General features: G+C 68.0%; 25 protein-coding genes. 15 read left to right on the top strand and 10 right to left on the bottom strand.

The window, feature by feature from the left end; translation table 11 throughout:
• Positions 1 to 204: 204 nt before the first annotated feature.
• From ACFYO1_RS07405 to lexA, 3 genes are all read right to left on the bottom strand, one after another.
• Positions 205 to 654 carry a pyridoxamine 5'-phosphate oxidase family protein gene (locus ACFYO1_RS07405; protein ID WP_387228082.1) on the bottom strand — a complete coding sequence of 150 codons (450 nt, stop codon included), beginning with the start codon at positions 652 to 654 and terminating at the stop codon, positions 205 to 207.
• Between the two features lie 227 nt (positions 655 to 881).
• A complete protein-coding gene (locus ACFYO1_RS07410) occupies positions 882 to 2,939 on the bottom strand; it encodes a glycosyltransferase family 39 protein (protein WP_387228085.1) in 2,058 nt (685 codons plus the stop codon).
• Positions 2,940 to 3,062: 123 nt separating this feature from the next.
• Positions 3,063 to 3,794: a transcriptional repressor LexA gene (lexA, locus tag ACFYO1_RS07415; protein WP_387228086.1), complete on the bottom strand. Its 732-nt coding sequence runs from the start codon at positions 3,792 to 3,794 to the stop codon at positions 3,063 to 3,065.
• Positions 3,795 to 4,111: 317 nt separating this feature from the next.
• Here lexA and ACFYO1_RS07420 point away from each other — a divergent pair, with 317 nt between their 5' ends.
• The 3 genes from ACFYO1_RS07420 (at position 4,112) to nrdR (ending at position 6,815) form a co-directional block, all read left to right on the top strand.
• A complete protein-coding gene (locus ACFYO1_RS07420) occupies positions 4,112 to 4,654 on the top strand; it encodes a hypothetical protein (RefSeq protein ID WP_387228088.1) in 543 nt (180 codons plus the stop codon).
• Between the two features lie 204 nt (positions 4,655 to 4,858).
• A complete protein-coding gene (locus tag ACFYO1_RS07425; RefSeq protein WP_387228090.1) occupies positions 4,859 to 6,115 on the top strand; it encodes a hypothetical protein in 1,257 nt (418 codons plus the stop codon).
• Between the two features lie 229 nt (positions 6,116 to 6,344).
• Positions 6,345 to 6,815, top strand: coding sequence for a transcriptional regulator NrdR (nrdR, locus tag ACFYO1_RS07430; protein WP_378726049.1), 471 nt, complete (start codon positions 6,345 to 6,347; stop codon positions 6,813 to 6,815).
• Positions 6,816 to 6,917: 102 nt separating this feature from the next.
• On the opposite strand, the gene hrpA is transcribed toward nrdR, so the two are convergent.
• Positions 6,918 to 11,237: an ATP-dependent RNA helicase HrpA gene (gene hrpA / locus ACFYO1_RS07435; protein ID WP_387228092.1), complete on the bottom strand. Its 4,320-nt coding sequence runs from the start codon at positions 11,235 to 11,237 to the stop codon at positions 6,918 to 6,920.
• Positions 11,238 to 11,364: 127 nt separating this feature from the next.
• Here hrpA and ACFYO1_RS07440 point away from each other — a divergent pair, with 127 nt between their 5' ends.
• Both ACFYO1_RS07440 and ACFYO1_RS07445 read left to right on the top strand, forming a co-directional pair.
• A complete protein-coding gene (locus tag ACFYO1_RS07440) occupies positions 11,365 to 11,991 on the top strand; it encodes a Pr6Pr family membrane protein (protein WP_387228094.1) in 627 nt (208 codons plus the stop codon).
• Between the two features lie 189 nt (positions 11,992 to 12,180).
• Entirely contained in the window at positions 12,181 to 13,404 is a 1,224-nt protein-coding gene (locus ACFYO1_RS07445) for an aspartate aminotransferase family protein (protein ID WP_387228096.1), read from the top strand.
• A gap of 186 nt (positions 13,405 to 13,590) precedes the next feature.
• Here the strand turns inward: ACFYO1_RS07445 and ACFYO1_RS07450 are convergent, their stop codons facing one another.
• Positions 13,591 to 14,112, bottom strand: coding sequence for a GNAT family N-acetyltransferase (locus ACFYO1_RS07450; RefSeq protein WP_387228097.1), 522 nt, complete (start codon positions 14,110 to 14,112; stop codon positions 13,591 to 13,593).
• A 165-nt stretch (positions 14,113 to 14,277) separates the two neighbouring features.
• Between ACFYO1_RS07450 and ACFYO1_RS07455 the strand changes: the two genes are divergently transcribed.
• Positions 14,278 to 15,699, top strand: a complete 1,422-nt coding sequence (locus ACFYO1_RS07455) for an AMP-binding protein (protein ID WP_387228099.1) — start codon at positions 14,278 to 14,280, stop codon at positions 15,697 to 15,699.
• Here ACFYO1_RS07455 and ACFYO1_RS07460 read toward each other — a convergent pair whose 3' ends face one another.
• Positions 15,700 to 16,416 carry an SDR family NAD(P)-dependent oxidoreductase gene (locus ACFYO1_RS07460; RefSeq protein ID WP_387228101.1) on the bottom strand — a complete coding sequence of 239 codons (717 nt, stop codon included), beginning with the start codon at positions 16,414 to 16,416 and terminating at the stop codon, positions 15,700 to 15,702.
• 256 nt (positions 16,417 to 16,672) lie between these two features.
• Between ACFYO1_RS07460 and ACFYO1_RS07465 the strand changes: the two genes are divergently transcribed.
• From ACFYO1_RS07465 to ACFYO1_RS07480, 4 genes are all read left to right on the top strand, one after another.
• Entirely contained in the window at positions 16,673 to 17,671 is a 999-nt protein-coding gene (locus tag ACFYO1_RS07465; RefSeq protein ID WP_387231753.1) for an AraC family transcriptional regulator ligand-binding domain-containing protein, read from the top strand.
• Between the two features lie 91 nt (positions 17,672 to 17,762).
• Positions 17,763 to 18,473 (top strand): DUF5134 domain-containing protein, encoded by a 711-nt coding sequence (locus tag ACFYO1_RS07470; protein WP_387228103.1) that lies wholly within the window; start codon positions 17,763 to 17,765, stop codon positions 18,471 to 18,473.
• Positions 18,474 to 18,541: 68 nt separating this feature from the next.
• On the top strand, positions 18,542 to 19,222 hold the full coding sequence (gene sigK / locus ACFYO1_RS07475) for an ECF RNA polymerase sigma factor SigK (RefSeq protein ID WP_387228105.1): 681 nt from the start codon (positions 18,542 to 18,544) through the stop codon (positions 19,220 to 19,222).
• Positions 19,215 to 19,943 (top strand): anti-sigma factor domain-containing protein, encoded by a 729-nt coding sequence (locus ACFYO1_RS07480; RefSeq protein ID WP_387228107.1) that lies wholly within the window; start codon positions 19,215 to 19,217, stop codon positions 19,941 to 19,943. Before sigK ends, ACFYO1_RS07480 begins: the two co-directional genes overlap by 8 nt.
• An 11-nt stretch (positions 19,944 to 19,954) precedes the next feature.
• Here the strand turns inward: ACFYO1_RS07480 and ACFYO1_RS07485 are convergent, their stop codons facing one another.
• The 3 genes from ACFYO1_RS07485 to ACFYO1_RS07495 form a co-directional block, all read right to left on the bottom strand.
• On the bottom strand, positions 19,955 to 20,629 hold the full coding sequence (locus tag ACFYO1_RS07485) for a PhzF family phenazine biosynthesis protein (protein ID WP_387228109.1): 675 nt from the start codon (positions 20,627 to 20,629) through the stop codon (positions 19,955 to 19,957).
• A 152-nt stretch (positions 20,630 to 20,781) separates the two neighbouring features.
• Positions 20,782 to 21,321 carry a carboxymuconolactone decarboxylase family protein gene (locus tag ACFYO1_RS07490; RefSeq protein ID WP_150405890.1) on the bottom strand — a complete coding sequence of 180 codons (540 nt, stop codon included), beginning with the start codon at positions 21,319 to 21,321 and terminating at the stop codon, positions 20,782 to 20,784.
• A gap of 51 nt (positions 21,322 to 21,372) precedes the next feature.
• Positions 21,373 to 21,960 carry a peroxiredoxin gene (locus tag ACFYO1_RS07495; protein WP_014986752.1) on the bottom strand — a complete coding sequence of 196 codons (588 nt, stop codon included), beginning with the start codon at positions 21,958 to 21,960 and terminating at the stop codon, positions 21,373 to 21,375.
• Between the two features lie 125 nt (positions 21,961 to 22,085).
• Between ACFYO1_RS07495 and ACFYO1_RS07500 the strand changes: the two genes are divergently transcribed.
• The 5 genes from ACFYO1_RS07500 (at position 22,086) to ACFYO1_RS07520 (ending at position 25,314) form a co-directional block, all read left to right on the top strand.
• Complete coding sequence (locus ACFYO1_RS07500; protein ID WP_387228112.1) at positions 22,086 to 22,994, top strand: hydrogen peroxide-inducible genes activator; 909 nt, start codon at positions 22,086 to 22,088, stop codon at positions 22,992 to 22,994.
• Between the two features lie 82 nt (positions 22,995 to 23,076).
• Positions 23,077 to 23,514, top strand: a complete 438-nt coding sequence (locus ACFYO1_RS07505; protein WP_387228114.1) for a gamma-glutamylcyclotransferase family protein — start codon at positions 23,077 to 23,079, stop codon at positions 23,512 to 23,514.
• Positions 23,515 to 23,714: 200 nt separating this feature from the next.
• Positions 23,715 to 24,305: a TetR family transcriptional regulator C-terminal domain-containing protein gene (locus ACFYO1_RS07510; RefSeq protein WP_387228116.1), complete on the top strand. Its 591-nt coding sequence runs from the start codon at positions 23,715 to 23,717 to the stop codon at positions 24,303 to 24,305.
• A gap of 74 nt (positions 24,306 to 24,379) precedes the next feature.
• Entirely contained in the window at positions 24,380 to 25,114 is a 735-nt protein-coding gene (locus ACFYO1_RS07515; protein ID WP_387228118.1) for an SDR family NAD(P)-dependent oxidoreductase, read from the top strand.
• Positions 25,114 to 25,314 carry a 4-oxalocrotonate tautomerase family protein gene (locus tag ACFYO1_RS07520; RefSeq protein ID WP_387228121.1) on the top strand — a complete coding sequence of 67 codons (201 nt, stop codon included), beginning with the start codon at positions 25,114 to 25,116 and terminating at the stop codon, positions 25,312 to 25,314. Before ACFYO1_RS07515 ends, ACFYO1_RS07520 begins: the two co-directional genes overlap by 1 nt.
• 140 nt (positions 25,315 to 25,454) lie before the next feature.
• On the opposite strand, the gene speD is transcribed toward ACFYO1_RS07520, so the two are convergent.
• Positions 25,455 to 26,657 (bottom strand): adenosylmethionine decarboxylase, encoded by a 1,203-nt coding sequence (gene speD / locus ACFYO1_RS07525; RefSeq protein ID WP_387228124.1) that lies wholly within the window; start codon positions 26,655 to 26,657, stop codon positions 25,455 to 25,457.
• Positions 26,658 to 26,661: the final 4 nt, after the last annotated feature.

Consider the following 26,661-nt stretch of genomic DNA (forward strand, 5'->3'; position numbering starts at 1 on the left):
GAATACCGTCGCCGGGTGGGACATGACGGCGCTCCTACTCGTACGTTGCCGCTGTCATGTCCCGTTGGCCATGAATACCGTCGCCGGGTGGGACATGACGGCGCTCCTACTCGTACGTTGCCGCTGTCATGTCCCGTTGGCCATGAATACCGTCGCCGGGTGGGACATGGCGGTGGCCTCACTCGGACATTGCCGCCTCCGCGATCAGTGGCGTTTGGTGGTGTGGACGCCTTGGCCGGGGTGCCATACCTCGACGACCAGCAGCTGCTGTTCTTGGTCCACGCTGGTGAGGACGGCGGTGGTGAGGTCGAGGCGGAATGCGTGGTCTTCGCCGGTGGGTTCTGCGCCGGCTGCCGCCCGTTCTGCCGGGTCGGTCAGTTCGACGGCGACGCCGGACACCTTGGCATCACCATCGGACGGATGCGCGTGAATCGCACAACGACCGTCCCGCTGGAGGTCCCGGACCTTCCGCGCATCGGGCATCGATCCAAAGGTCAGGTCCGGACCGTGGAACGCGACTTCCGAACCGCTGACCCGGGGCGAACCATCCCGCCGGATCGTTGCCAGCACATGGCTCTCGTGTAGCTCGAACCGTCGCTTCACCTCGGCCGCCAGCTCCGGAGCCTCGTTTTCGAAATCGCGCCAACTAGCCACGGATCCACTATCCCACCGCCCACCGACACATTCCGGCTGTCGATCAACGGGACATGCGGGCGGCAATGTGCCGGTCGGCGCTCCGGCAGGTCCCGTTGACTGTGGTCGACACCGCCACCGGCGGGACAGTGGGCATCGGGGTGCCGAGATCCGCTCTCCCGCGGGCGAACTGTGTCCGCGGGCGAACTGCGTCCGTTATGGCTCAGCGGCGCTGATCGGCAGTGCGGTCAGGGGTGGGCAGGGGTGGTGAGGTCGTAGACCGCGACGTTGCCGATGTGGATCGAGGTGTAGTGGGCGGCGACCCAGTCGGCGATTTCCTTGTTGCCGGAGGGGCGCCATAGGCCTGGGGTGGCAGGGGATTGGGCGGGGGTGGCGGAGGGCTGGCCGGGCGCGGTTGATGGTTGCGCAGGGTCGGGGATGATGCCGGGTTGGTCGGGGATCTTCCAGGAGTCGGGGAGTTGTACTTCCTGGGCGAGGTAGTAGGTCACCTGGTGGGTGGTGACGAGGCGTTCGAAGTCGGGCAGGGTGGGGACCGGGTCGTCGGAGGTGAAGCCGCCGATGGCGATCACGGGGGTGCGGCTGTCGAGCTCCAGGCCGGCGGCGGTGGCGGAGCGGTCGACGGCGGCGGACCAGGTGGTGTTCGTGTTGCGCAGCAGTTCGACGACTCGAGGTTCGGTCGAGCCGTCGAGGAACGCGGTGACGGCGCGGCGCATTTGGTTTGCGGGGCCGGGCTTTTCGGGCTTTGCCGGGCCTACGGACGGACTGCCGCCGGTGTGTTCCCTGGGCAGCGTGGCGGCCGCGTAGGCGGTGGTTCCGCCGAGTCCGGCCAGCAGGCCCGCGATCACCAGAACCGAGATGGCCCGGACGCGCAGGCGATGCGACACGGCAGGGAAGGCGGTGGCCAGCAGTCCGAGAGCGGCGAGCACCGCCACCGCCAGCAAGGTCCAGCGCAACCACGGCAGCCAGTCGGCATTCCGGTTCAGCAGCACGAAGGACCAGACGCCGGTAGCGAGAACCATTGCGGCGGAACCGATTCGGCCGAACCCCTCGGCGCGCCGGCGCCAGACCTCGTGCACACCGATGGCGAACATCCCCGCCACCGCCGGCCCGATGGCCAGCGTGTAGTAGGCGTGCATGCCGCCCTTCATCGCGGTGAACGCGATTCCATCGATGATCAGCCACAGGCCGAAAACCAATGCCGCACCTCGTATTTGATCGGTACGCGGCGCACGCCACCGAGAGACCAGCACCACCGCGAACGCCAGCAACGCGGCGGGCAGCAGCCAGGAGATCTCGAAGCCGATCTCGCCGGTGAAAAGCTTCCAAGGACCCGATCCGCCGAAGCCGCCGAAACCACCACCGAGGTCGCGCGGCATCGCATAACCGGCCGGCAATTCGAACCGATTGCCGCCGCCTCGGTGATTTTGCCCGAGAAACCGAGCAAACCCGTTGTAGCCCAACACAAGATCCATGAAGGTGTTGTTCGTCGACCCGGCCAGATATGGCCGCGAGGACGCCGGCCACAGAATGGTGAGCAGTACATACCAACCCGACGAGACAGCCAATGCGACGGCGGCGCCGGCCAAGTGCCACAAACGATTTCGCAGCGAAGTCGGCGCGACGACGAGATAGGCGATGCCCAAGGCGGGCAGCACCATCAACCCTTCGAGCATCTTGGCCAGGAACGCGAAGCCGAGCGCGACACCGGCCAGCATCAGCCAGCGCGGGCTCGCGTGCTTCAGCGCCCGAATCGTGCAGTACGCCCCCGCGGTCATGAGCAGCACCATCACCGCGTCGGGATTGTTGAACCGGAACATCAACGCCACCACCGGCGTAACCGCCAGCACCGCCCCGGCGAGCAGTCCGGCGCCGCGACTGCCGGTCGCGCGGGTGACCGCGGCATAGGTCAACGCGACGGCGGCAACGGCCATCAACGCCTGCGGGATCAGCATGGTCGCACTGCTGAAGCCGAACAGCTGGCAGGACAGTCCCATGACCCACTGGGATACCGGCGGCTTGTCGACGGTGATGAAGTTGCCGGGATCGAGCGAGCCGAACAGCAGTGCCTTCCAATCGCGCGAGCCCGCCCAGGTGGCGGCGGCGTAGAAGTTGTTGCCCATGCCGTTGACGGTGATGTGCCAGAGGTAGGCGACGGCGGTGCCGATCAGGAGCGCGGCGAGTCCCACCTGTTCCCAGCGGCGAGCCGGAGGCAGGCCGTCCGGCGCGGGCGGGCCTGCGGGGTCGGTCGCAGCGGGCAGGGCCGGGTCGGCGCTGATCGTGGTCACTGCAGGAGCATGACCGGCGCAGCGGTGAAGGCGCTGGGCACTCGCTGGCAATGTGCTGTGAACGCTGCGGACACGCGAACGGCCGCACGGATCACCGTGCGGCCGTTCGCCTGTCGAGCTCGGCTAGATCTTGCGGATCACCGTGACGACCTTGCCGAGTACCTGTGCGTCATTGCCGGGAATCGGTTCGAACACCGGGTTGTGCGGCATCAGCCAGACGTCCTTGCCGGTGCGCTTGAACGTCTTCACCGTGGCCTCGCCGTCGATCATGGCGGCGACGATGTCCCCGTTATCGGCGACGTTCTGCTGCCGCACCACCACCCAGTCGCCGTCGCAGATCGCCGCGTCGATCATCGACTGGCCGACGACCTTCAGCAGGAACAGGGAACCCTCGCCGACCAGCTCGCGCGGCAGCGGGAACACGTCCTCCACCGCCTGCTCGGCCAGGATCGGGCCACCGGCGGCGATCCGGCCGAGGACCGGCACGAACGTCGGCGTGGGCCGGTCCGAATCGGCTGCGACGCTGTCGGATTCGTCGACCGCGGCGGCGTGCAGGCTGGTGACCGCGCGCCCCACCTCGTCGAGGCCGCGAACGTCCACGGCGCGTGGACGATTCGGGTCGCGACGCAGAAAGCCCTTGCGCTCCAGCGCACGCAGCTGATGCGCTACCGAGGAGGTGGAGGTCAGCCCGACGGCGTCGCCGATCTCCCGGATGCTCGGCGGGTACCCGCGCTCGCTCACCGAAGACCGGATCACGTCCAGCACTTTGCGTTGACGCACGGTGAGATCCGCTTCGGTAACCGCCGTGTCGACGCCGCCTTCGCTCTCTACGTCCGTGTCGTCTGTGTGCCTCACCGCAACCGCCCTTCCTTGCTGTGTCCGGGCTGATCCGCCGCCCGGCATATCTGTGCATGGCCTGTCCTGAATTTCGTCTTTCGAATCTAGTCCGGTCGAGCCGATGTTTCAAACATCTGTTCGAGAGTGTCGGGCGTTTCCTGCTGACATTGTCGGTGGCACGTGGTAGAAATCGAACATCAGTTCTTCGAACACCTGAGCGAACAATGCATCGAAAAGCGGCACTGAACAGCGGTAGCGACCAGTCCCACCGGTCTACCCGGCTCGAACACCCCAGCTCGAACACAGACGGAGCACCCACCACGGAGGTTTGTCCGATGAGCACTGCGATCAGCGACATCAACACGGAGATCGGCACCACCGGCAAGGAGCTCGCGCTCCGGACCGGCGATGTCCGTGCGATCGATACTCGCGTGGTCGATCCGCGCGAGATCGGTGCGGCGGAGATAGATCTCGCCTTCGAGACCGTCCCGCGGGTGCACCGGGGCACCTTGCGTACGCGGACACTGGATTCCACCCATCGATCCGTTGTCGATCGGCGTCCGCGCAACGCGCGCCCCGGCGGCGGGGTGGTCGTATACGACCGCGGCACACGCACTTCGACCGTGCGCAAGCCCAGCGGCGCGCATCCGGGAGAGCTGGTCGAGCAGGCGCAGGTGGGTTTCGCCGTGCTGGCGGTGGCCGCGCTGATGAGTGCGTTCGTGGTGGTCGCGCTCATCACGCTGGCGCATCTGCGGGCGGGGGACTGGGGTGGCGACACCTCGACGAACACGGTGCCCGCTGTGGTGGACGGCCGGTCGGCGCCGGTGGATGTCGTGCCCGGAAGTGTGCTGCCGCAAGGCGATATCGCGCCGCGCTGATCGGCGGGTCCGCCGGTGATCCCCTCCGACTCGTGAATTCTGCCGAGTAGCGGGCTCGACGCCCGATTGTGCCGGCCGGTCGGGAAGTGACCGAATTTGTTGATCGTCGACTAGAACATGTTGCTAGTGTGCTGAAAACGTGATCTGGCAAGGATCTTTGCCAGACATGGCCTTGGCCCATCGACGAGTTCGGGACAGCTAGCAATGACGCACCTCGCCACCGCCGCACGCCCCACCCGGCTGCTCGCCCGAATCGTCGGGCTCGCCCTGTGCCTGGTCTTCGGGTTCGCTTCGATCCCGGCCGCCCACGCGGCACCCGCCTACGCGGAGTATCTGGACCTGCCGTCCGTCAACGGTGACGGCGCGGGCGGCGGCGGCCTGAATCCGGCCCTCCCGCTGGACGAATCGGCCCTGTCCGCGGCGCTCGGTGACGCCCGCGCCGACGGTGTGCCACCCCGCCGCTATGCCACCCTGCTGCATCAGTACTGGCTGGTGGTAGCGACGCGCAACGCCGGCATCGACCTCGCGGCCTGGGATCCGGCGCGCGGTGTACCCGCCAACGAGCGCACGTTCAACCAGGTGTACGTCAACTACCTGCGGCTCACCACCCAGCACCCGGAGTTCTACTGGGCCGGGCTGGCCGGCATCGCCGGCGGCTCGTTCGCCTCCGGATTCTTCGACATGAGCGACGTCGGCGTGGTGCTCGACGTGCCGGGCATTCATCAACTCGGCGACGCGGTGGCCGACCTGTTGCGTGGCACCCCACCGGAACTGGTGCGCGAGCTGCCCGCCGACATCCGCCTGCTGGCCGCCGAAGGCTCGCGGCTCACCGCCGAGGATGTCGTCTGGTACCAGACCCGGTTGATGATCATGCAGAAGCACATCTTCACCGACCTGGTCCCGATGCACGAGGCGTACGTCGCGCTGGGCATGCGCGGCATCGATGAGATGTACGACGCGGGCGTGCTGGACGCCGACATCCACACCGCGTGGCAGTCCATCGCCGCTGGGACCCGCGAGGGCAACATCGACGCGCTGATCCGGATGACCGACCGGGAACAGAACCGGGTGATCGCCGACCAGTGGGACGCGACCTCGTCCGGGCGCGCCCCGATCGGCCGAGTACTCACCTATGTGAGCACCATCGCAGGCAAACCCGCCGTGCCCGGCGTCCGCGCCCCGGGCGTGTTCGCCCCGTCGACGGTCCGCGCCGACCTCGGCGGCCGCACCCTCGCGCTGCGCACCCCGCTGCCCGGCTTCAACTGGGCCGATCGCGACACTCGCTGGACCTACATCACCGGCGACCTGGTTCCGCGCCATATCGATATGGAACTGAATCCCGCGCTCGCGCCCGCCGTGCTCGGCGAGTCGTTCTGGAACAAACTCGCCCGTGGCCGCCTGATCCCGCGCCTGCCCGAGCTCATCGCGGACCTGACCGCGCAGTGGCAGGTCGTCGAATAGCCCGGCCGGAGGCGGCGATTGCGGGGGCATCGCCGCCCGGTAAAGGGTGAGTGGGACAAGCCGAGTACCCGGACGGGTATCCTCGAAGTGCTATGCAGGTATTCCGCATATCGCCTGAGGTTTACCTGGTGCCGGGGTCTAGGCCCCTGTACACGTGCTCGCCGGGACGGTCACCCCGATCGGTTGCCGGGCCGGCCGCGAGCGCTCGCATCGACGAAGGATCTCCCGGATGCATTGCCCGTACTGCCGACACCCCGACTCCCGGGTGGTGGACTCGCGCGAGGCCGACGAAGGCGCGGCCATCCGCCGCCGCCGCGCGTGCCCGCACTGTGGGCGGCGGTTCAGCACGGTGGAAACCGCGATCCTGTCCGTGGTCAAACGCAGCGGCGTCACCGAGCCGTTCAGCCGGGAAAAGGTCATCCGCGGCGTGCGCCGCGCCTGCCAGGGCCGCGAGGTCGATGACGACGCGCTGAACCTGCTCGCGCAGAAGGTGGAAGACGCGGTGCGCGCCAAGGGTTCCCCCGAGGTGCCCAGCCACGAGGTCGGCCTGGCCATCCTCGGCCCGCTGCGCGATCTCGACGAGGTCGCCTACCTCCGGTTCGCCTCCGTCTACCGGTCCTTCACCTCCGCAGCGGATTTCGAACGCGAGATCCAGGAGATGCGCAGCGCGCGCGAGGCCGCCGCGGTCCCGGTCGAATAGGCAACAGCAGCACGCCTTTTGATCGGTCGCACCGGAATCGTCGACGAATTCTGTTGTGCCGTCGGAATCGCAGGTCATGTCGTCTGGAACGCGTGTGGCTGATTACCTGCGGATGGCGGCGATGGCGCGCTCGATTCGCTTGGCGGACACGGGGTATGGGGTACCGAGCTTCTGGGCGAACAGGCTGATCCGGAATTCCTCGATCATCCACCAGATCTCGGAGACGGGCGGGGCGTGGCGGCGGTTCTCCGGCAGGGAGTTGACCAGACGGTCGTAGGCGGTGAGGGCGCGGTCGAGTTCGATCATGCCCTGGCGGTCGCGGACGGCGGAGGCGGGCAGCGCCTCCAGGCGGACCACCGCAGCCTGGAGGTAGCGGGGGAGTTCGCGCAAGCGGGTGCTGCCCCATTCGGAGACGAAGCCGCGGAAGACGAGGTTGTCCAGCTGGTCGCGCACGTCGTCGGCGATGTCGCGTTCGGAGGTTTCGGCCAGCGCGGCCGAAACCCGGTGTGCCTCGGCCAGAACCGGCACCACCAGGCGGACCAGTTGCGCCACAGCGGAGACGAAGTCGGGGCGGATCTTGGCGACCAGTGCGGTGAAGTCGTCCGGATTGTGCACCGGGCCGCCCGCGGCGGCGATGAGCTCGTCGGCGGCCGCGGCGCGGCAGTCCTCGATCAGCGCCTCCAGCGAGCCATACGGATTCTGGGTCAGCGCAAGGCGATCCGTGGGGCGCAGGCTCGACGTGACCGCGCGGACCGAGGTCGGCAGCGCGTTCAGCACGAGGGTGCGGGTGCCCGCTCGCATCGCGGTGGCCTGCGCGGCAGGGGAACTGAGCACCCGGACGGCCACGCCGTCGCCCTCGGGGACGAGCGCGGGATAGCCGGTAACGGTCTGTCCGGCCACCTCACGGCGGACCGTCGGCTCCACCGTGCCGAGCGATTCCGAGGTCCACGCCATGGCGGGCGCGCGCTCGGCGCCGGCGGTCGCGCGGGCGACCGACGCGGCAACCTGTTCGGCGAGTTGGGTTTTCAATACCGGCAGGCTCTTGCCCCTGGCCAGCACCTTGCCTCCGGTGTCGACGGCCGCGAAGGTCATCCGCAGATGGTCCGGCAGCGCGGCGGGGTCCAGGTCGGTCGGGTCGATGGTGATCGAACCCAGCCGGGACAGTTCGCGCGCCAGCCCGATCCGCAGCGGTTCCGCGCGCGGGGTGAGTGCGGCCAGTGCTGCCGCCGCGAAGTCCGGGGCGGGAACGACGCTGCGCCGCAACGCCTTCGGCAACGTCTTGATCAACGCCGCGGCCAGCTCGTCGCGCATGCCCGGCACCAGCCAGTCGAAGCCGACGGCCCGCACGTGGGCCAGCTGCTCGACCGGGATGCGGACGGTGACGCCGTCTTCCTCGTTGCCCGGCTCGAACTGATAGGTGAGCGGGAAGCTGAGCTCGCCCTGCCGCCAGGCGTCGGGGAACGCGGCCGGATCCAGTGCCGCGGTGCCCGCGTTGACCACCGTCGAGGTGGAGAAGTCCAGCATGGCCGGGTCTTTGCGGCGCGCGCCCTTCCACCAGCTGTCGAAATGCCGCACGGACACGATGTCGGCGGGCAGGCGCTTGTCGTAGAACTCGAACAGCACCTCGTCGTCGACCAGGATGTCGCGGCGGCGGGCCCGGTGCTCCAGATCGGCTACGTCGTCGATCAATTCGCGGTTGCGGTGGAAGAAGTCGTGGCGGGTCTGCCATTCGCCTTGCACCAGTGCGTGTCTGATGAACAGTTCGCGGGACAGCTCCGGATCGATCCGGCCGTAGTCCACCTGCCGGCCGGTCACCAGCGGTATGCCGTACAGGGTGACGCGCTCGTAAGCGCTCGCCGCGCCGCGCTTGGCGGACCAATGCGGTTCGGAGTAGGTGCGTTTCACCAGATCGCCCGCGAGCCGCTCGGCCCACTCCGGCTCCACCTTCGCCGCGATCCGCCCCCAGAGCCGCGAGGTCTCGACCAACTCGGCGGCCATCACCCAGCGCGGCGGTTTCTTCGCCAGCGACGAGCCGGGGAAGATCATGAACTTCGCGTTGCGCGCGCCGAGGAACTCCCGCGACTCCGCCTCCCGCAGCCCGATATGGGAGAGCATGCCCGCCAGCAGAGCCTGGTGAATGCCGACGGAATCCCAAGGCATGTCATCGGATTCGAGGGACGAGCCGCCGGCCTGCCCACGGCCGCCCTTCGAACCGCCTGCCCGGCCGCTGCGAGACGCGTTGGCATCGGCCCTCCCCGCAGCGCTCCCTTCGGCGGACAGCGGAGCGGCCTTACCCCTCGACCGCCCGCGGCGCGAACGATCGTCCGCGTCCTGCCGGGAGCCCGGCTGGCCGCCCACTCGATCCGCACCGCGCGCTTGCCCACGGCGCGAACCACTCTCAGCGCCCCGGGGCGAACCGGGCTGTTCGCCTTGCGCATTGTCCGCGCCCTGCCCGTCGCGGCCCCCCGACTGTCCACGGCGCGAACGCCGGCCTGCCGGTGCCGACGCTGAGTCGCCTGGTTCATCATCACGGTCCGGCCTGCCGTCGGCCGACCAGCCGAGGCCCCTGGTGATGGTGCGCAGCTGGCCGTGCAGGTCCTGCCACTCCCGGATGCGCAGGTAGTGCAGGAATTCCTCGCGGCACATCCGGCGGAACTGGTTGGACGACAACGACTTGCGTTGCTCGTTCAGGTACTCCCACAGGCGCAGGTAGGCCAGGAAGTCCGAGCCTTCGACGATGAACCGCGCGTGCTTGGTGTCGGCGGCCTGCTGGTTGTCGGCGGGGCGCTCGCGCACGTCCTGAATCGACAGTGCCGCAACGATGATCAGCACCTCGGCCAGGTTTCCGCTGCCGTGCGCCTCGACCAGCATGCGGGCCATCCGCGGATCGACCGGAAGCTGGGCCATGTCGCGCCCGATCGGGGTGAGCGTGAGCCCGGCGTCGGATTCGGGGGCGTTGCCCGTTCGGCGGCCCAGTGCGCCGAGCTCCTCCAGCAGCGCGATGCCGTCGCGGATCGCCCGTTTGTCCGGCGCCTCGACGAACGGGAAGTTCTCGATGTCGCCCAGCCCGAGCGAGGTCATCTGCAAGATGACGGCGGCCAGGTTGGTGCGCAGGATCTCCGGTTCGGTGAACGCGGGCCGGGATTCGAAGTCGTCCTCGGAGTAGAGCCGGATGCAGATGCCGTCGGCCACCCGGCCGCAGCGTCCGGCGCGCTGCCGCGCCGAGGCCTGCGAGACCGGTTCGATCGGCAGCCGCTGCACCTTGGTGCGCATCGAATAGCGCGAAATACGTGCTGTCCCAGGGTCGACCACGTACCGGATGCCCGGCACGGTCAGCGAGGTCTCCGCGACGTTGGTGGCCAGCACCACCCGGCGACCGGTGTGCGGGGCGAACACCCGATGCTGTTCGGCGGTGGAAAGGCGGGCGTAGAGCGGCACGATCTCGGTGCGCGGCAGTTTCAGATCGCGCAAAGCGTCGGCGGTGTCGCGGATTTCGCGTTCGCCGGACAGGAACACGAGCACGTCCCCGTCGCCCTCGTCGAACAGCTCGGCGACCGCGTCGCCGATGGCGTCCACCGGGTCGCGGTCGACCACCCGGGTGTCCTCGTCGTCTTCGTCGTCGGCGCCGGGCAGTTCCAGCGACAGCGGCCGGTAGCGCAACTCCACCGGATAGGACCGGCCGGAGACCTCGACAATCGGTGCGGGAGTGCCGTTCTCGTCGGCGAAGTGCTTGGCGAACAGCTCCGGATCAATGGTCGCCGAGGTGATGATCACCTTGAGGTCGGGACGGCGCGGCAGCAGCTGTTTGAGGTAGCCGAGCAGGAAGTCGATATTGAGGCTGCGTTCGTGCGCCTCGTCGATGATGATCGTGTCGTAGCGGCGCAGCAGCCGGTCGCGCTGGATCTCGGCGAGCAGGATGCCGTCGGTCATCAGCTTGATCAGCGTGCGGTCGGAGGCGTGGTCGGTGAACCGGACCGTGTAGCCGACGACGTCGCCCAGCTCGGTGCCGAGTTCCTCGGCGATGCGCTCGGCGACGGTGCGCGCGGCCAGCCGGCGGGGCTGGGTGTGGCCGATGGTGCCGCGGATGCCGCGGCCGAGTTCCAGGCAGATCTTCGGGATCTGGGTGGTCTTGCCGGAGCCGGTCTCGCCGGCCACGATCACCACCTGATGTTCGGCGATGGCGGCGGCGATGTCCTCGCGGCGCTGGGTGACCGGCAGCTGCTCGGGGTAGCGGATCTCCGGCACGGCGGCCCGGCGCGCGTCGACGCGGAGCTCGGCCGCGGCGATCTCGGCCTCGACCTCGCCGAGGTCGCCACCACGCGCCCGATCGAGCCGGCGGCGCAGCCGGTATTCGTCGCGGAGGGAGAGATTCGCCAGGCGGGTGCGGAGCTCGCGGGGTCCGGTGTCAGCTGTCCTGGTCATTGCATTCATAAGCGTAGCGAAGGGCGGCAACTGGTATTTCCGTCAGGCGGCCGGATCGGGTTGCGGGCAGTGTGCGGACTGTCCGGATTTCCCGGGTTCACCGGGGTTGATATGCGAGGATCGGGCGATGGACGCCGATTCGGGCACGGCTTGGGTGTATCGCGGTCTACGGGTCGCCTTCGGTGTGCTCGGCGTCGTGGCGCTGGCGTGGATACCGCTGCGCAATCTGCACGAGACGGCGTTCTCGCTGGGAAACTACTTCAGCTTCTTCACCATTCAGTCGAATGTGTTCGCCGCGCTGGTGTTGCTGATCGGCGGTCTGCGGGACCCGGACAGTCGTCGCTGGGAGATGCTGCGCGGCGCGAGCGCGCTGTATCTGCTCATCACCGGCGTGGTCTACGCGGTGCTGCTGGCAAATATCGATGTGATGCTCACCGATCGCTGGATCAACGACATCCTGCACCGGGTGATGCCGATCGTGCTGGTCGCGGACTGGATACTGGTGCCGGCCCGGCAGCGGCTGGCCCTTTCGCCGCGGCTGGTCGGGCTGTGGCTGATCTATCCGCTGATCTATGGCATCTACAGTCTTGTTCGCGGCCCGATTGTCGGCTGGTATCCGTATCCGTTCCTGGATCCGCGGCAGCAGGGTTACGTCTCGCTTGCTATCGGCTTGATCGTCCTCACCGCCGTCTTCACCCTGCTGGCGGTGGCGATAGCGGCCGTCGGCGGTCTGGCCCGTCGCCGAACACCATGAGCTCACCGCGCGGTACCGCACCGAGGCGCCCTGTCCCGTTCGCTGCCCGCGTGGACGTGTCGATGGCCATACGGGTCATCGGCCGAGACCGCATTCGGCCAGGTGAGATAGGTTTTGCGGGGATCGATGAGCAGACGGCCGATCGGCGCGATTCGGAGGGTGACACCTTCCTCCGGTAAAGGTGGATACATGAACTCGCTATGGCATGGATTTGCCGACATGGGTGCGGTCGAGCGGGACGGCGCGTTCGTCGTCGCCCGGGGCGAGGGCGCCTACATCTACGACGCCGACGACAACCGCTACCTGGACGCGACGGCCGGGCTCTGGTTCACCAACGTCGGGCACGGCCGCGGCGAGATCGCCGACGCGGTCGCCGCGCAGCTGCGCCAGGTCGCGCACTACTCCAACTTCGGCGACTTCACCGAACCGGCCACCCAGCAGCTCGCCGAGCGACTGTCGGCGCTGGCGCCGGTGCCGGGCAGCAAGATCTTCTTCACCTCGGGCGGCTCGGACTCGGTGGACACCGCCGCCAAGCTGGCCCGCCGCTACTGGCACGAACTCGGCAGGCCGGACAAGACCATCGTGGTCGGCCGGCAGAAGGCCTATCACGGCATGCACGTCGCGGGCACCGCGCTGGCCGGTATCCCGGTCAACCGCGAGGGCTACGGCGAGTTCATGGCCGACGCGCGCACCATCGAATGGGACGACCCCAAGTCGCTGCTCGCCCTGATCGAGGAGGTCGGCGCCGACCGCATCGCCGCGTTCTTCTGCGAACCGATCATCGGCGCGGGCGGCATCTACCTGCCGCCCGAGGGCTACCTCGCCGAGGTGCGCCGCATCTGCCGCGAGCACGAGATCCTGTTCGTGGTCGACGAGGTCGTCACCGGCTTCGGCCGGATCGGCGGCTCGTGGTTCGCCTCGTCCCGCTTCGACCTGGAGCCGGACCTGATGACCACGGCCAAGGGCCTCACCTCCGGTTACGTCCCGATGGGCGCGGTGTTCATCGCGCCGCACATCGCCGAACCGTTCTTCGCCGGCGGCGTCTGGTGGCGGCACGGCTACACCTACGGCGGGCACGCGGGCGCCGCCGCCGCCGCGCTGGCCAACCTCGACATCGTCGAGCGGGAGAACCTGCTGGCCGAGTCGGCCCGGCTGGAAGCCACGCTGCACACCAAGCTCGCCCCACTGGCCGAGCACCCGCGCGTCGCCGAGGTGCGCAGCGGCCTCGGCGCCGTCGCCGCCGTTCAGCTCGTAGATCCCGCCGAGGGCCTGCCGATGGTGAAAACGCTTCGCGCGCACGGCGTCTCGAGCCGTGCCGCAGGCCAGGGCGCCATGCAGATCTCCCCGTCGTTCGTGATGACCGACGAACAGGTCGACGAGTTGGTCGAAGGCTTCACCCGCGCCCTCGGCTGACCGAGCGTGCCGCTGGTCTCCGGCGCGCAGCTGACTACTGCGCAGGCTCACCTCCCGGCAGCCGAAGATGGCCGCACACCTCCTGGCCTCCCGCACCACTTCTGATTTCCCGCACGCTTTCTGATTTCTCGCACCGGGAATTGCATGCGAATTTCGGTGCGTGAGTTCAGAAGTGGTGCGGTGGGGTTAGAGGGTGCGGGTCATGAAGAGGCTGTGGGGGTCGGGGAGGTAGGTGGAGAAGGGGGCGCAGGGGGTGAAACCGTGGGCGGTGTAGAGGGTTTGGGCGGGGAGGAAGAAGGTGGAGGTGCCGGTTTCCAGGCTCATTCGCCGGTAGCCGCGTGCGGTTGCTTCGGTGAGCAGGTGGCGGAGCAGGGTTGAGGCGACGCCGCGGCGTTTGTGGGTTGGGGCGGTGCGCATGGACTTGAGTTCGGCGTGCTCGTCGTCCAGATGTTTGAGGGCGGCGCAGCCGGCCAGGGTGTCGCCGTCCCATCCGCTCCAGAAGGTGATCTCGGGGCGGCGCAGGGCGTCGAGGTCGAGGGCGTGCATGCTGTCGGCGGGGGAGTGCGTGGCCAATTCGGCCACGTGCTCGGTGAGCAAGGCGGCGACCTCCGGTCCGGACAGGTCGTCGATGGCGATGCGCAGGTCCAGCTGGCCCGAGCCGGTAACCGGGGCGTCCGCGATTGCGGACTGGTCGGTATTTCTCAGCATTCGTCCATGATGCATTCCCGCACGGGATCGCGCGCACTCGACGGACCCCGATCGAACAGGCTTTACTGAGAGGGCACTTGCCCGCACTTGCTCGGCGGACACCGCTGTCCGGCCAGGGGGTATGAATCATGAACCTCGCCAAGGTCACCACGCTGGCGGCGGGCGTTGCTCGCCGCGCCGCCGACGAAACCTATTACGCCGCACTGGCGGTGCGCGCGGGGCTGGGCGAACGCGTGGCGGGCGCGCGGCCTGCGCGACGGCGAGGTGGTGGCGATCCTGGCGCGCAATCATCGCGGCTTCCACTACGCGGTCTTCGGCGCGGCCAAGTGCGGCGCTCGAATCGTGCTGCTCAACACCGATTTCGCGGGTCCGCAACTGCGCGAGGTGGTGGCCAGGGAGGGTGCCGATCTGCTGGTGTTCGACGAGGAGTACGCCGACATCCTCGGCGATCTCACCCCGCCGCGCGGCCGCTATCGCGCCTGGGCCGAGCAGCCCGGCGTCGACACGCTGGACAATCTGATCGCCGGCGCGGCCCGCACGACCCCGCGGCGCGCCACCACCACCGCGAAGGTGGTCCTGCTGACCAGCGGCACGACCGGCACCCCGAAGGGCGCGCCCCGCCGCGAGCCGACCTCGCTGGCACCGCTCGGCGCGATCCTCGACAAGGTGCCGTTCCGGGCCCGCGAGATCACCGAATGCCCGGCGCCGCTGTTCCATACGCTCGGCTTCGCGCACGTGTTCATCGCGCTGGGGTTCGGCTCGACCTTGGTGATCCGGCGCCGGTTCGACCCGCAGGCCGTGCTGGACAGCCTGGCGCGCAATCGGGTCACCGCCTTGGTCGCGGTGCCGGTGATGTTGCAGCGGATGCTCGATCTGGGGCCGCAAGCCCGTGCGGGACATGACTTCTCCGCGTTGCGGATCGTCTTCGTCGCCGGCTCGCAGCTCGGCGCCGAGCTGTGCACCAAGGTGACCGAGGCGTTCGGTCCCGTGGTCTACAACCTGTACGGCTCCACCGAGGTGGCCTACGCGACCATCGCCACCCCTGCTGACCTGGCCGTCGAACCAGGGTGCGTCGGTCGTCCGGTGTCGAGCGCGACGGTGAAGATCCTCGACGAGAACGGTGCGGAGCTGCCGGCGGGGCGGACCGGACGGATCTTCGTCGGCAACAACTTTCAGTTCGAGGGTTACACCGGCGGCGGCGACAAGGTCCGCGTCGGCAATCTGATGTCGACCGGCGACGTCGGTCATTTCGACAGTGCGGGAAGGCTTTTCATCGACGGACGGGACGACGACATGATCGTCTCCGGCGGCGAGAACGTCTTTCCCAGCGAGGTCGAGGAGCTGCTCGCCGCGCATCCGGCGGTCGAGGAGGTGAGCGCCTTCGGTGTGCCCGACGAGCGCTACGGGCAGCGGCTGCGCGCGGTGATCGTTGTGCGAGAAGGCCATTCGCTCGCCGAGGACGAGGTGCGGGCGCACGTCAAGGCGCATCTGGCTCGCTTCAAGGTGCCGCGCGATGTGTTGTTCATCGATGAACTGCCGCGCAACCCGACCGGAAAGGTGCTCAAACGGGTGCTGCGCGAGCTGTGATCAGCGCTGCCCTTCGCGGGTGAACAGGTGCCGCAAGAATCCACCCGGGGTCCGCAGCGCACCGGCGGGCGGCACGTTGATCAGGCCGCCGCGCCGGTGCCTGACGCAATCGACGACGGCGTCCGCGACCGCCTCGTGGTCCGCGTGCGAGCCCGGCGCCACGGTGCTCAGGATCACCCCCGTGCCCGACAGCTCCTGATCGAGCGCCGCACCGAGGCCGGCCACGCCGTGTCTGGTCGCGCAGTACACCGCGACGCCGAGCGCCGCGGTCACCCCGGCGGCGGTGCCGATGTTCACCACCTGCCCGTGCCCTCGGCCGGCGAATCGTTCTGCGGCCATACGGGTTCCGATGGTCACGGCGCGCAGATCGACATCGATCCGGAGATCCGGCTCGGCCTCCGAGTTCGCGCGGAACAGTCCCGCCGGCAGGACATCGGCGGCGTTCACCACCACATCCAGTCCGTCGAGTTTGCGTTCCGCGCAGGTCAGAAAGCTGCCGAAGCGCGCGCCGTCGGTGACGTCGAGGGCGAGCCCGATCACCGTGCCGCCGTGGGACCTGCCGAGTTGCTCGGCGGCCGCGCGGACCGCGCCGACATCCACGTCGCCGAGAACGACATCGGCCCCCGCCGTCAGGAACGCCAGCGCGGTCTCGCGTCCGATGCCGTGCGCGCCGCCGGTGATCGCGACCCGTTTGCCAGCGAGTGTCTTCCGAGACATATGTTTTCGCCTGCCTTTGTCTCGTTCAAACGCTAGATTGTCGCTGGACCGCTCTCCATGCGATATCGGGTCAGGGCTTTGCGCAATCCGGCCAAGCGGGACGCATCGAACCGGTCAGACGGTTTTGTTCGCCGGTCGAACCCGTTGGGAGAACGGAACATACGATCTCCGGCCAGAAACCTTGCGCATATCGGCCATAGCAAGCAACGATGGAAGCGTGGCCTCATGGGAGTGGCGGCGGTCGGTGACACACGCGGTGATCCTTGTCGAGCTGGGAGAGGATCACGGTCTCACGCAAAACCAGTGCCTGCGTGGCACAGAGCTGGACCCACGCGTGCTGAAGACGCCCGGAGCGGAGATCACCGCCGCGCAGGAACTCGGCATCGTCCGCAATCTCGTCACGCTGCTCGACGACAAGCCGGGCTTGGGCCTGGAGGCCGGCACCCGCACGCACATCACCACCCTCGGCGTATTCGCGCTGGCCGTGCTCAGCAGTCCGACGATGCGGCAGGCGATCGACGTCGCCATGCGCTATTTCAGCCTGATGACCTCGTTCTCCCGCGCCTGGCACGTCTACCGGGGCGAGGAGATCTGGCTCTACGGCGACGACCGTGAGCTGCCCGAAGACCTGCGCGGCTTTCTCGCCGAACGCGATGTGTCCGCGCTGCTGACGAACTGGTTCCTGGTGTTCGGCGTGCCGCCGCCGGTGATCCGGGTCGAGGTGGCCGGCGGGCTACGGCCCAGGCTGGCACCGATTTTCGACCAGTTCGAGATCCCGAGCAGCGATTCCGCGGAGCTACAGACCGCGATCTTCGACGCCACCGGCATCGACGAGCCGATGCCGCAGGCCAGTCCGCTCACCGCGCAGCTGTTCGAGGAGCAGTGCGACGACCTGTTGCAGCGGCGTGGCCTGCGCCAAGGTGTGGCCGGATCGGTGCGGGCGATGCTGATGCATCAGATGAACGGCAGGCTCAGTCAGGAGGACGTCGCGGCCGGGTTGCACATGAGCCTGCGCACGATGCGCCGCCGGTTGGCCGAGGAGGGCACGTCCTATCGCCAGCTCTGCGCGGAAACCTTCGGCACGCTCGCGGAGGAACTGCTCTGCACCGGACTCACCGTCGAGGACGTCGCCTACCGGATGGGATATTCGGGCGCGCCGAGCTTTTCGAACGCGTTCAAGCAGTGGCGGGGCGTGTCGCCAGGACGATTCGCGCGCACGGCCGTCGATCGCTACCGGCAGACGGTGCCGCACTGAGCGAGCCCGGCGAAAAAGGCACCACTGTCGGTGCCGGGTGCGAGCATAGAACGGGCAGGTCCACGGTCGCCGCGACGAGAGGTGGTGGGGTGTGGCGCAGTTCGTGCAGGAGTACCCCGCGTTGCGGTGGTCGGTGGTGGCGGCGTTCCTGATCGCGGGGGCGATCGTGCTCGGGCGGTTGGCGGCGCCCGCTCGACTGATGGAAGGTGCCGAATCGGTAGGTTCCGGTTCGGTGGATCAGTCTCGGCGGCAAGGTGTTTCGACTCCCGACGGCTCGCAGCCGATGGCCGGGTATCACGAATCCGACGCCGCGCACCTGATCATGTGTTTGGTGATGCTCGCGATGCTGGTCTTTCCGGCGGCCGCGAGCCCGGCAGCCGTACGCGGCGTACTCACCGCGATGGTCGTGGTCTTCGTGGCCTTGCCTGCCAGTCGAATCCTGGAGGGGCGCAGCGCGCCTGATCGGCCGCCGGCGGAGCGGCTCGTGCCGCTGGGTTACCACGCGGTAACCGCCGCGGCCATGCTGTACGCGATGTCCGGGCACGCGATGTCCGGTCATTCCGGCGGTCCCGCCCCGATTCCGGCGCTCGGGCTCGCCGCGGTGTTCGCCGCGGACGCGCTGGTGGTCGCGCTCGCGGTCGGCCGTTCGTTCGTCGACACGCCGGGCTACCTGGGTGTTCTCTTGCGCTCCGGTGGGTGTGTCGCCGCGCTGACCTGGCCGCGGCAACGCGCGGCGATGGTGCCGCACGTGGTGATGGACCTGGGTACCGCGTACATGCTGATCGCGGCAGTTTCGAGTTGACCGGCGCCGCAGACCAATCCATGAGGTAGCGCATACCGAACCCCTGTCATGCAGGCAGGCATTCGGCGATGACGGAGCACGGTTTCGCGATAGCCCATCGGCCCGGCGAGCCGGCGATCGGCAGGGCCGACGATGACCTGTTACGGCTGTGTCCGCTGCCCAGTGAACTCGACCGGCACCGCGCCGCCCTGGCCGCCCGCCGACTCGTCGTACTGCTCGCGGAAACCGCCGCCGCGGACCGTGCCGCGTTCACCGAGTTCTACCGCCTCACCAGCTCGCGGGTGTTCGGGCTCGCCGTGCGGATCCTGCGCAGCCACGCCGCCGCGGAGGAGGTCACCCAGGAGGTGTACCTCCAAGTCTGGTCGACCGCCGATCAGTACGACGCCGCGCTGGCCGGCCCGATCGGCTGGCTGATGATGCTCGCACACCGCCGCGCGGTCGACCGGGTGCGCGCGGAGGCCGCGTCCGCGGTCCGCGACCTGGCCTACGCCCACTCGCACGGCGGCCGCGATCACGACGTCGTCGCCGAATCGGTGACCCAGCGGATGGAGGAGCGGGAGGTCCTCGGCTGCCTGGGCACACTCACCCCCACCCAGCGTGAGGCGATCACCCTCGCCTACTACAGCGGGCGGACGTACCGTGAAGTCGCAGATCATCTGTCGGTGCCGCTACCGACCGTCAAGACCCGCATCCGTGATGGTCTGAAGAGACTGGAGAAGTGCTTGTCCGTAGAAGGCGCCGATGGCTGACCAACTCCCGCGATCCGACGCGGAACTGCTCGACCTGGCGTATCCGTGCGCGCTCGACGCCGTGGGCGACATCGAACGCCGGCATATCGAGGAGCGGTTGGCGAAAGCCGATCCGGCTGTGCGGCAAGCATTCTCGGAGACCGTCGAGCGAATGCACGAGGTGATGGCGCGGGTCACGGAGTTGGACGCGCACGCGCCGCCGCCGGAGCTGGAGGCGCGGATCCTGGCGGCGCTGCCCGACGACGGGCGCGACCGCCTTCCGTCCGCGTGGCAGCGGCGGATGCGGTGGGTGGTGCCGGTGGCCGCGGCGGCCTGCCTGGTGATCGGCGGCGGATTGGTCGCCGACCGGATCGGCACGCAGCCCTCCTCGGTACCGGGGGCCGAGCAGGTGCACCGGCAACCCGATGCGCGGACGTTGTCCAAACCGGTCGTCGGCGGCGGCAGCGTGGTGGTGGAGTTCTCGGCACAGCAGCGGCTGGCGACGATGGCGTTCGACGGCGTGCCCGCGCCGCCGTCCGGGCGGGTGTATCAGGCTTGGCTGGTGCCCTCCGGTACGCAGCCGGTGCCGCAGTCGGCCGGCGTGTTCACCGAATTGCCCACGGTGGCAAGGCCGTTCGTGATGGCGTTCGAGTCAGGGGAGACGCTGGCGGTCACGGTCGAGCCGTCCGGCGGATCCAAGGCGCCGACGACCGAACCGATCGCCGGGGTGCTCCTGCCTTGATCGCTGACGTTTCAGATCTCCACCGGCTGGTCGGCGACTACCCGGCCGCCGAGGCGGACCCAGCCGTCGGAATCCCACGCGGTGAAGAGCTGGGAGCCCTCGCCCTGGGTGATCACCAGGCCGCGGCGTAGCAGCGCGGTGATGGCGACGGCCGCCGCGCCGGTCGCCTCGTCTTCGGCGATGCCCAACGTGGGGGCGAACATTCGCGAGCGCAGGGTGCCGCGGTTCTGATCGATCCAGGCCCAGAAGTAGTGCGGGCCGCCGGTGAAGTCGTCCGGGCGCAGGTTGGCCAGTTCGTCCAGGTCTTCGAGCTGGTGGAAGGTGAAGTCGGGCGCCCATTCACCGCGGGCGGTGATCCAGGTCAGGCCCTCGGACAGCTCGACGGCGACCGGGCCGGCCGGCACGGTCAGCCGACGCACCGGGATGCCCTGTTCGGCGAACCACCACGCGGTGCCCACCGAGGGGTGTCCGGCGAACGGCAGTTCGACAGCGGGGGTGTAGATCCGCACGCGGGCGATCTCATCGACCGGGTCCTCGACCACGACGGTCTCGCTGTATCCGGCCTTCGCCGCGAGTGCTTGGTGCTCGGCCTCGGGTACGTCCGCAGCCCGCGCGATGCCGAGCTCGTTGCCGAAACGTCCGGCGGGATCGGTGAATACCCGCACCACATCAACCTGTGTGCCCATGGTCGCCGAGCCTACTAGTCCCGTCCGGAAGGAAACTGTCGCGTAGCCCACAACTCGCGTTCATCGCGGCGTCGCCGCAGGTCGCCGGGGGTACGGCAAAGGCCGCCGCCGGTCCGTTCAACGGACCGGCGACGGCCTGCGCCCGGGTTTGCTCAGACCGCCGCGGCGGCCAGCGTCTCGGTGGACTGCACGGCCTGGCCGACACCGGCGACGATCGCGGCCGCGCGCAGCGACTCGAAGATCACCTCACGGGACACGCCCGCCTCGCGCAGCGTGTGCTCGTGCGCCTCCAGGCAGTGCCCGCAGCCGTTGATCGAGGACACCGCGAACGACCACAGCTCGAAATCGGCCTTGTCGACCCCCGGGGTACCGATGATCTGCATGCGCAGACCGGCCCGCAGGTCGTCGTAGCGTCCGCCGAGAAACGCCTTGCCCCGGTAGAACACATTGTTCATGCCCATGATCGAGGCGGCGCCCAGCGCGGCGTTGTACGCCTGCTCGGACAGCACATCCGCGGCCTCCTCGGCGATCTCGCGCAGCGTGGTCGCCGACCGGGTCGCGGCCGCCGACGCCAGCAGGGTGCCCCACAACTGCTGTTCGTTCAGCACGGTGGTGCGCGCGAGCGATGACAGATTGAGCTTGAGGTCCTTGGCGTACTCGGGGAGGGAGTTCTTCAGGTTCTCAATGCTCATATGTCTCTATCCTTTTCTGGTTCAAAGATTTTCGTGCTTCGGGGCTGGGTGTCAGACGCTCGCGGCGAGCAGTTCGCCCGCGTTGATGGTCGGGTCGCCCTTCTTCCAGTTGCAGGCGCACAGCTCGTCGGACTGCAGCGCGTCGAGCACCCGCAGCACCTCGTCGACGTTGCGGCCGACCGAACCCGCGGTGACCGAGACGAACTGCACCTCGTTGTTCGGGTCGACGATGAAGGTCGCGCGGTCGGCGACGCCGTCGGCGTTGAGAACACCGGTGGCGGTGGCCAATTCGCGCTTGAGGTCGGACAGGATCGGGAACGGCAGGGTCTTCAGGTCCTCGTGCTGGGCACGCCACTGGAAGTGCACGAACTCGTTGTCGACCGAGGCGCCGAGCACCTGCGCGTCACGATCCGCGAATTCCTCGTTGAGCTTGCCGAACGCGGCGATCTCCGTCGGGCACACGAAGGTGAAGTCCTTCGGCCAGAAGAAGACGATCCGCCACTTGCCCGCGTGATCGTCGCTGGTGATCGTGGTGAAGTAGTCGTCAGGCTGCTGAGCGTCGACCTTCGACAGATCACCACCGATGACAGCGGTGAGGTTGTATGCCGGGAATTGGTCGCCGATGGTCAGCAAGGCCATGCCTAATCTCCTCAGTTCTGTGATGGGTTTGCTAGCACTGTGCAGAAAAGCAGAAAAGCTCACTTGCGATCTTGCCGAAGGGCTGCTGAAAGGTAAAGGTGATCAGTCGCACTACACTGATAGCCGTGACCGATCAGACTTATCAGCCGACCCTGTCACAGCTGCGTGCGTTCGTGTCGGTCGCGGAATACCGCCATTTCGGCACTGCCGCAGCGCGGCTCAGTGTGAGCCAGCCCACGCTATCGCAGGCGCTCGCGGCACTTGAACACGGGCTCGGACTGCAACTGATCGAGCGGAGCACGCGGCGGGTGCTCGTCACCGCGGCGGGGATGCGGTTGCTGCCGAAGGCGATGGCGACGCTCGAGGCGGCGGACCGTTTCGTGGCGTCGGCGACCGGTGACGGTCTCGGTGGCACATTGCGGATGGGGATCATTCCGACGGTTGCTCCATATGTGCTGCCGGGTCTTCTTCCCGAATTGCGGCAGAAGTTACCCGCGCTTCATCCGCAGGTGGTCGAGGATCAGACGGCGCGGCTGCTGGACGGACTGCGGACCGGCGTGCTCGATGTGGCGCTGCTCGCGTTGCCGACCGAGGTGCCCGGCCTGGTCGAGATCCCGCTCTACACCGAGGAATTCGTGCTGGTGACTCCGCGTGGGCACGAACTGGCCGGCCGGACCGACCTTGCCCCGTCCATTCTCGACTCGCTGCCGTTGCTGTTGCTCGACGAGGGCCACTGCCTGCGCGACCAAGCGCTGGACCTGTGCCGCTCCGCGGAGGTCCATCCCGCCGCGGTCGGTGACACCCGCGCCGCCTCGCTGGCGACCATAGTCCAGTGTGTCGCAGGCGGTCTCGGCGTGACGCTGATTCCGGAGATGGCCGTAGCGTCCGAAACCGCCCGGGGCACACTGGATACCGCGCACTTCGCTACGCCCGCTCCGGGCCGCACCATCGGCCTCGCCTACCGCGCCTCGACGGCCCGTGCGGAGGATTACGAGTATCTCGCCGCGATCGTCCGCACCCAGCGTCCGGTGTAGGAGACGTTGGGCGTCAGGCGGTTTCGACGTCGATCTTGCGATGATGGTTCGGCGCGGATGTGTGGATCGGGAGGAGCTACGAATGGAGCCGTCGGCGAGGCGATGGGAACAGTGTGCGGCACAGGGCTATTCATTGTTCGTCTACGGCACGCTGCAATTCCCGGAGGTGCTGGACGCATTGATCGGCCGGGTGCCGCAACGGCGAGCCGCCACGGTAACGGGCTGGCGAGTCGCGGCGCTACCCGGCCTCCTGTACCCGGGCCTGGTTCCGGAACCGGACGCGCTGGCCCGCGGTCTCGTGCTGCGTGGTCTCAACGCTGCGGAGTGGGCGGTCCTCGACGCCTTCGAAGACGATCAATACGACCTGCGCGCAATCTCCTTGCCGTCCTCGGCGGATCGGGTCTCGACCTACGTCTGGACAGCCGCTGTCGCACAAGACGATTGGCACCCGGACCAGTTCACCGAAACCTATCTTCCAGACTTCGTCGCGCACTGCGCCGACTGGCGCCGCGGGTTCTAGTCAAGGCGCCCCCCGGAATTGCGCCCCCACGGGACAAGTGCCGGCTGATCGGCGAGAGGGAACCGATGCTGTTGGCTTCTCGCGTTTTGCCGACATGAGTTCCTCGTGATCATCCGTCCAGCGGTGACGGCGACGGGGCATTTCAAGACCGCTGGGGTGCTGGGTTGGCGTTTGTAGACGACCGGTCGTATATTCGGAGCATGGCGCGACCGCGACGGAGTGGGGACACTCGGCAGCTTCTGGTGGAGGAGGGGGCTGCGGGGTTCCTGGCGAGTGGATATCACGGGACCGGGATCAAGCAGGTGCTGGACAAGGTGGGGGTGCCGAAGGGGTCGTTCTACAACTACTTCGACAGCAAGGAGAGCTTCGGGCGGGCGGTGATCGAACATCATTCGCTGTGTGTGCAGCGGAATTTGACCGAGGCGTTCGGCGCCGCGCCGGATCCGGTGAGCGGGTTGCGCGCGTTCTTCGGGCGACTGATGGACGAGTTCGTCGAGGCGGAATTCACCGGCGGATGCTTGATCGCGAATCTGGGTGGCGAGCTGGAAGGCAGTGAGCTGCTTCGGGAGTCGTTGTCGAGCGCGTGGGGCGCGTGGCGGGACCGGGTGGCCGAGCAGCTGCGAGAAGCGCAGGGGCGCGGGATGATTCGTAGCGATATCGATGCGACCGACCTGGCGGATCTGCTGCTCGAATCGTGGGAGGGGGCGGTGATCCGGATGAAGATCGACCGGACGCTGGCACCGCTGAACAAGTGTTTGGATCGTTTGCTTGGGGACTACTTCCTGCCCTGAGCTGGGCTTTTTGTTCGAGTAGTTTTCTATGACCGTTCCAAGACGACCGGTCGTATCAGTAGAAGGAGAAGCATATGCCGAAGACGGTGATCGTGACCGGATCCTCCAGCGGGATCGGGCAGGATATCGCCCGCGCCTTCGTGGAGCGCGGGGACAATGTGGTGCTCAACGGACGGGACGCGCGCAAGCTCGCCGACGTTGCCGCCGCGCTCGGCACCCCCGGGCGAGTCGCTACGTTCGCGGGTGATATCGGCGCTCCCGCAACGGGTTCCGAGCTGGTCACGGCGGCGGTCGAGCGGTTCGGCGGCGTGGACGTGCTGGTGAACAACGCGGGGATCTTCGGCGCCAAGCCGTTCGTGGACGTCACCGAGGCGGACCTCGACAGCTACCTGAACGGCAACCTCAAGGGCACGTACTTCACCACTCAGGCGGTGGTGCGGCAGCTGAAGCAGCAGGGCGCCGGCGGCAGCATCGTGAACATCGGCACGGTGCTCATCAACCACGCGCTGGCGGGACTGCCCGCCTCCGCGGCGCTGGTCAGCAAGGGTGGCGTACACGCGCTCACCACCAGCCTCGCCGCGGAACTCGCCGCCGACGGCATCCGGGTCAACGCGGTGGCCCCCGGCGTCATCCGCACCCCGCTGTTCGGCGACGGCGACGAAACCGCTTCGGGCCGACTGGCTTTGCTGAACCGGATCGGCGAGGTGTCCGAAACCACCGCCGCCGTCCTGTATCTCGCGGACGCCGAGTTCACCACCGGCCACATCTTCCCCGTCGACGGCGGTTTCATTTCCGGGCGGGCCGCCTGATGCCTTACGTCAACATCAAGGTCACCGACGAGCACGTCACCCGGGAACAGAAGGCGCGCTTGATCAGCGGAGTCACCGACCTGCTCCAGGACGTCCTCGGCAAGGACCCGGCCACCACCTACGTGGTCATCGACGAGGTCGACCTCGCCAACTGGGGCGTCGGCGGCCTCGCCGTCGAGGACTACCGCAACCGATCGTGACCGTGAAACGCCACGACTCGACGTACGAAACGTGCTCCTGACGTATGTTGCAGCCTGCGTCATGAGGCCGCGACGTGCGTCAAGTGCGAAACACACCGGCCCCCGAGCGCGAAAGCGTTCGGGGGCCGGTGTGTTCGGTGCTACACGCGCAGGGAGTACGGTTCGATCGCGCCGCGGACGAGGGCGCGGGCGTCGACGGTTTCCGGACGGTAGGGCAGGGTGGGCAGACGATCGGTCATGGTCTGGACCGGGTCGGCCAGCTGCTCGTTGCGGCCGAACAGGAACGTCCACTCGTGCTCGTCGCTGCCGTACTGCACGACGGTGTCGAACTGCTCGTGGAAGCGGTTCCAGGACCGCTTCAACGTCTCGTTGCGCCACATGGTCGCGCAGCCCGCCTGGGCGCTCAGCACGCCACCGGGGGCGAGCAGCGCCCGACATCGGGACAGGAACTCCGACTCGTAGAGGCGGTTGTGCTGCGCGTCTTCGACCCGCTCGTCGGGCAGGTCGATCACGATGACGTCGTAGCGGGTGCCCGCCTCGGCGGCCTCGGCCAGGAAGTCCCAGCCGTCGGCGTAGTGCACCTTGATCGGGCCCTCGCCCTTGACCGCCGCGGTCAGCTCGTCGGTGGTGTAGCCGTAGGGCAGGTGCTCGGCGCACAGCTCGACCTCGAGCTGGTCGATGTCGACGTGATCGACCAGCGACGCGCCGGCCTCGACCGACATCTGGCTGGCCACGCCCTCACCGGAACCGATGATGAGCACCTTCTCCAGCTTCTCGGCCAGCGCGAAGGCCGGGACCATCATCGCCTCGTGGTAGGTCACCTGGGAGAACTCCGTGGACTGGCGATCGTCGTCGGAGAACAGGCTGATGCCCTGCTCGGTGCGCGCGATCACCATGTGCTGGAACGGAGTATGGGTGTCCACGATGACCTCGTGCAGGTCCCAGATGCGGGTCAGGCCCGCGCCTACTGGTTCCTCTATTCGCTGCGAGCCGTGGCCGCGGCGGATGACCTGCATACGAACATCCTTGGGCGACAACTTGTCTCGTAGGAGTTCGACGGCTTTCGACGCGCCCGCGCCGATACTGCCGCAGGTGAAGACGTCGACAAAGATGTCGCCGGACTCCGGATAGGTGTGAATCGAGGCGTGAGACTCCGACAACAGCGCGAGGACAGTCACCCCCTGCGGATCGAACTTCTTGTGAACGACATCGCAGATGGTGACGCCCGCCGCGATCAAAGACTCACGCAACGCCGATTCGAGTCGTTCGAGGTCGTCGCAAAGGGTCGCGTCGACACCACCGAACTCGGCCAGCACGTGCCAGCCGGTGAAATCCGCCGTCATGGGC

Source organism: Nocardia sp. NPDC006044, assembly GCF_042871115.1.
In the GTDB taxonomy this organism is placed as follows: Bacteria; Actinomycetota; Actinomycetes; order Mycobacteriales; family Mycobacteriaceae; genus Nocardia.

Coding starts and splice junctions, on each gene's coding strand:
- ACFYO1_RS07420 (WP_387228088.1), top strand. CDS start 4,112: ATGAGCACTGCGATCAGCGACATCAACACGGAGATCGGCACCACCGGC.
- ACFYO1_RS07425 (WP_387228090.1), top strand. CDS start 4,859: ATGACGCACCTCGCCACCGCCGCACGCCCCACCCGGCTGCTCGCCCGA.
- nrdR (WP_378726049.1), top strand. CDS start 6,345: ATGCATTGCCCGTACTGCCGACACCCCGACTCCCGGGTGGTGGACTCG.
- hrpA (WP_387228092.1), bottom strand. CDS start 11,237: ATGACCAGGACAGCTGACACCGGACCCCGCGAGCTCCGCACCCGCCTG.
- ACFYO1_RS07440 (WP_387228094.1), top strand. CDS start 11,365: ATGGACGCCGATTCGGGCACGGCTTGGGTGTATCGCGGTCTACGGGTC.
- ACFYO1_RS07445 (WP_387228096.1), top strand. CDS start 12,181: ATGAACTCGCTATGGCATGGATTTGCCGACATGGGTGCGGTCGAGCGG.
- ACFYO1_RS07450 (WP_387228097.1), bottom strand. CDS start 14,112: ATGCTGAGAAATACCGACCAGTCCGCAATCGCGGACGCCCCGGTTACC.
- ACFYO1_RS07460 (WP_387228101.1), bottom strand. CDS start 16,416: ATGTCTCGGAAGACACTCGCTGGCAAACGGGTCGCGATCACCGGCGGC.
- sigK (WP_387228105.1), top strand. CDS start 18,542: ATGACGGAGCACGGTTTCGCGATAGCCCATCGGCCCGGCGAGCCGGCG.
- ACFYO1_RS07480 (WP_387228107.1), top strand. CDS start 19,215: ATGGCTGACCAACTCCCGCGATCCGACGCGGAACTGCTCGACCTGGCG.
- ACFYO1_RS07485 (WP_387228109.1), bottom strand. CDS start 20,629: ATGGGCACACAGGTTGATGTGGTGCGGGTATTCACCGATCCCGCCGGA.
- ACFYO1_RS07490 (WP_150405890.1), bottom strand. CDS start 21,321: ATGAGCATTGAGAACCTGAAGAACTCCCTCCCCGAGTACGCCAAGGAC.
- ACFYO1_RS07495 (WP_014986752.1), bottom strand. CDS start 21,960: ATGGCCTTGCTGACCATCGGCGACCAATTCCCGGCATACAACCTCACC.
- ACFYO1_RS07505 (WP_387228114.1), top strand. CDS start 23,077: ATGGAGCCGTCGGCGAGGCGATGGGAACAGTGTGCGGCACAGGGCTAT.
- ACFYO1_RS07510 (WP_387228116.1), top strand. CDS start 23,715: ATGGCGCGACCGCGACGGAGTGGGGACACTCGGCAGCTTCTGGTGGAG.
- ACFYO1_RS07515 (WP_387228118.1), top strand. CDS start 24,380: ATGCCGAAGACGGTGATCGTGACCGGATCCTCCAGCGGGATCGGGCAG.
- ACFYO1_RS07520 (WP_387228121.1), top strand. CDS start 25,114: ATGCCTTACGTCAACATCAAGGTCACCGACGAGCACGTCACCCGGGAA.
- speD (WP_387228124.1), bottom strand. CDS start 26,657: ATGACGGCGGATTTCACCGGCTGGCACGTGCTGGCCGAGTTCGGTGGT.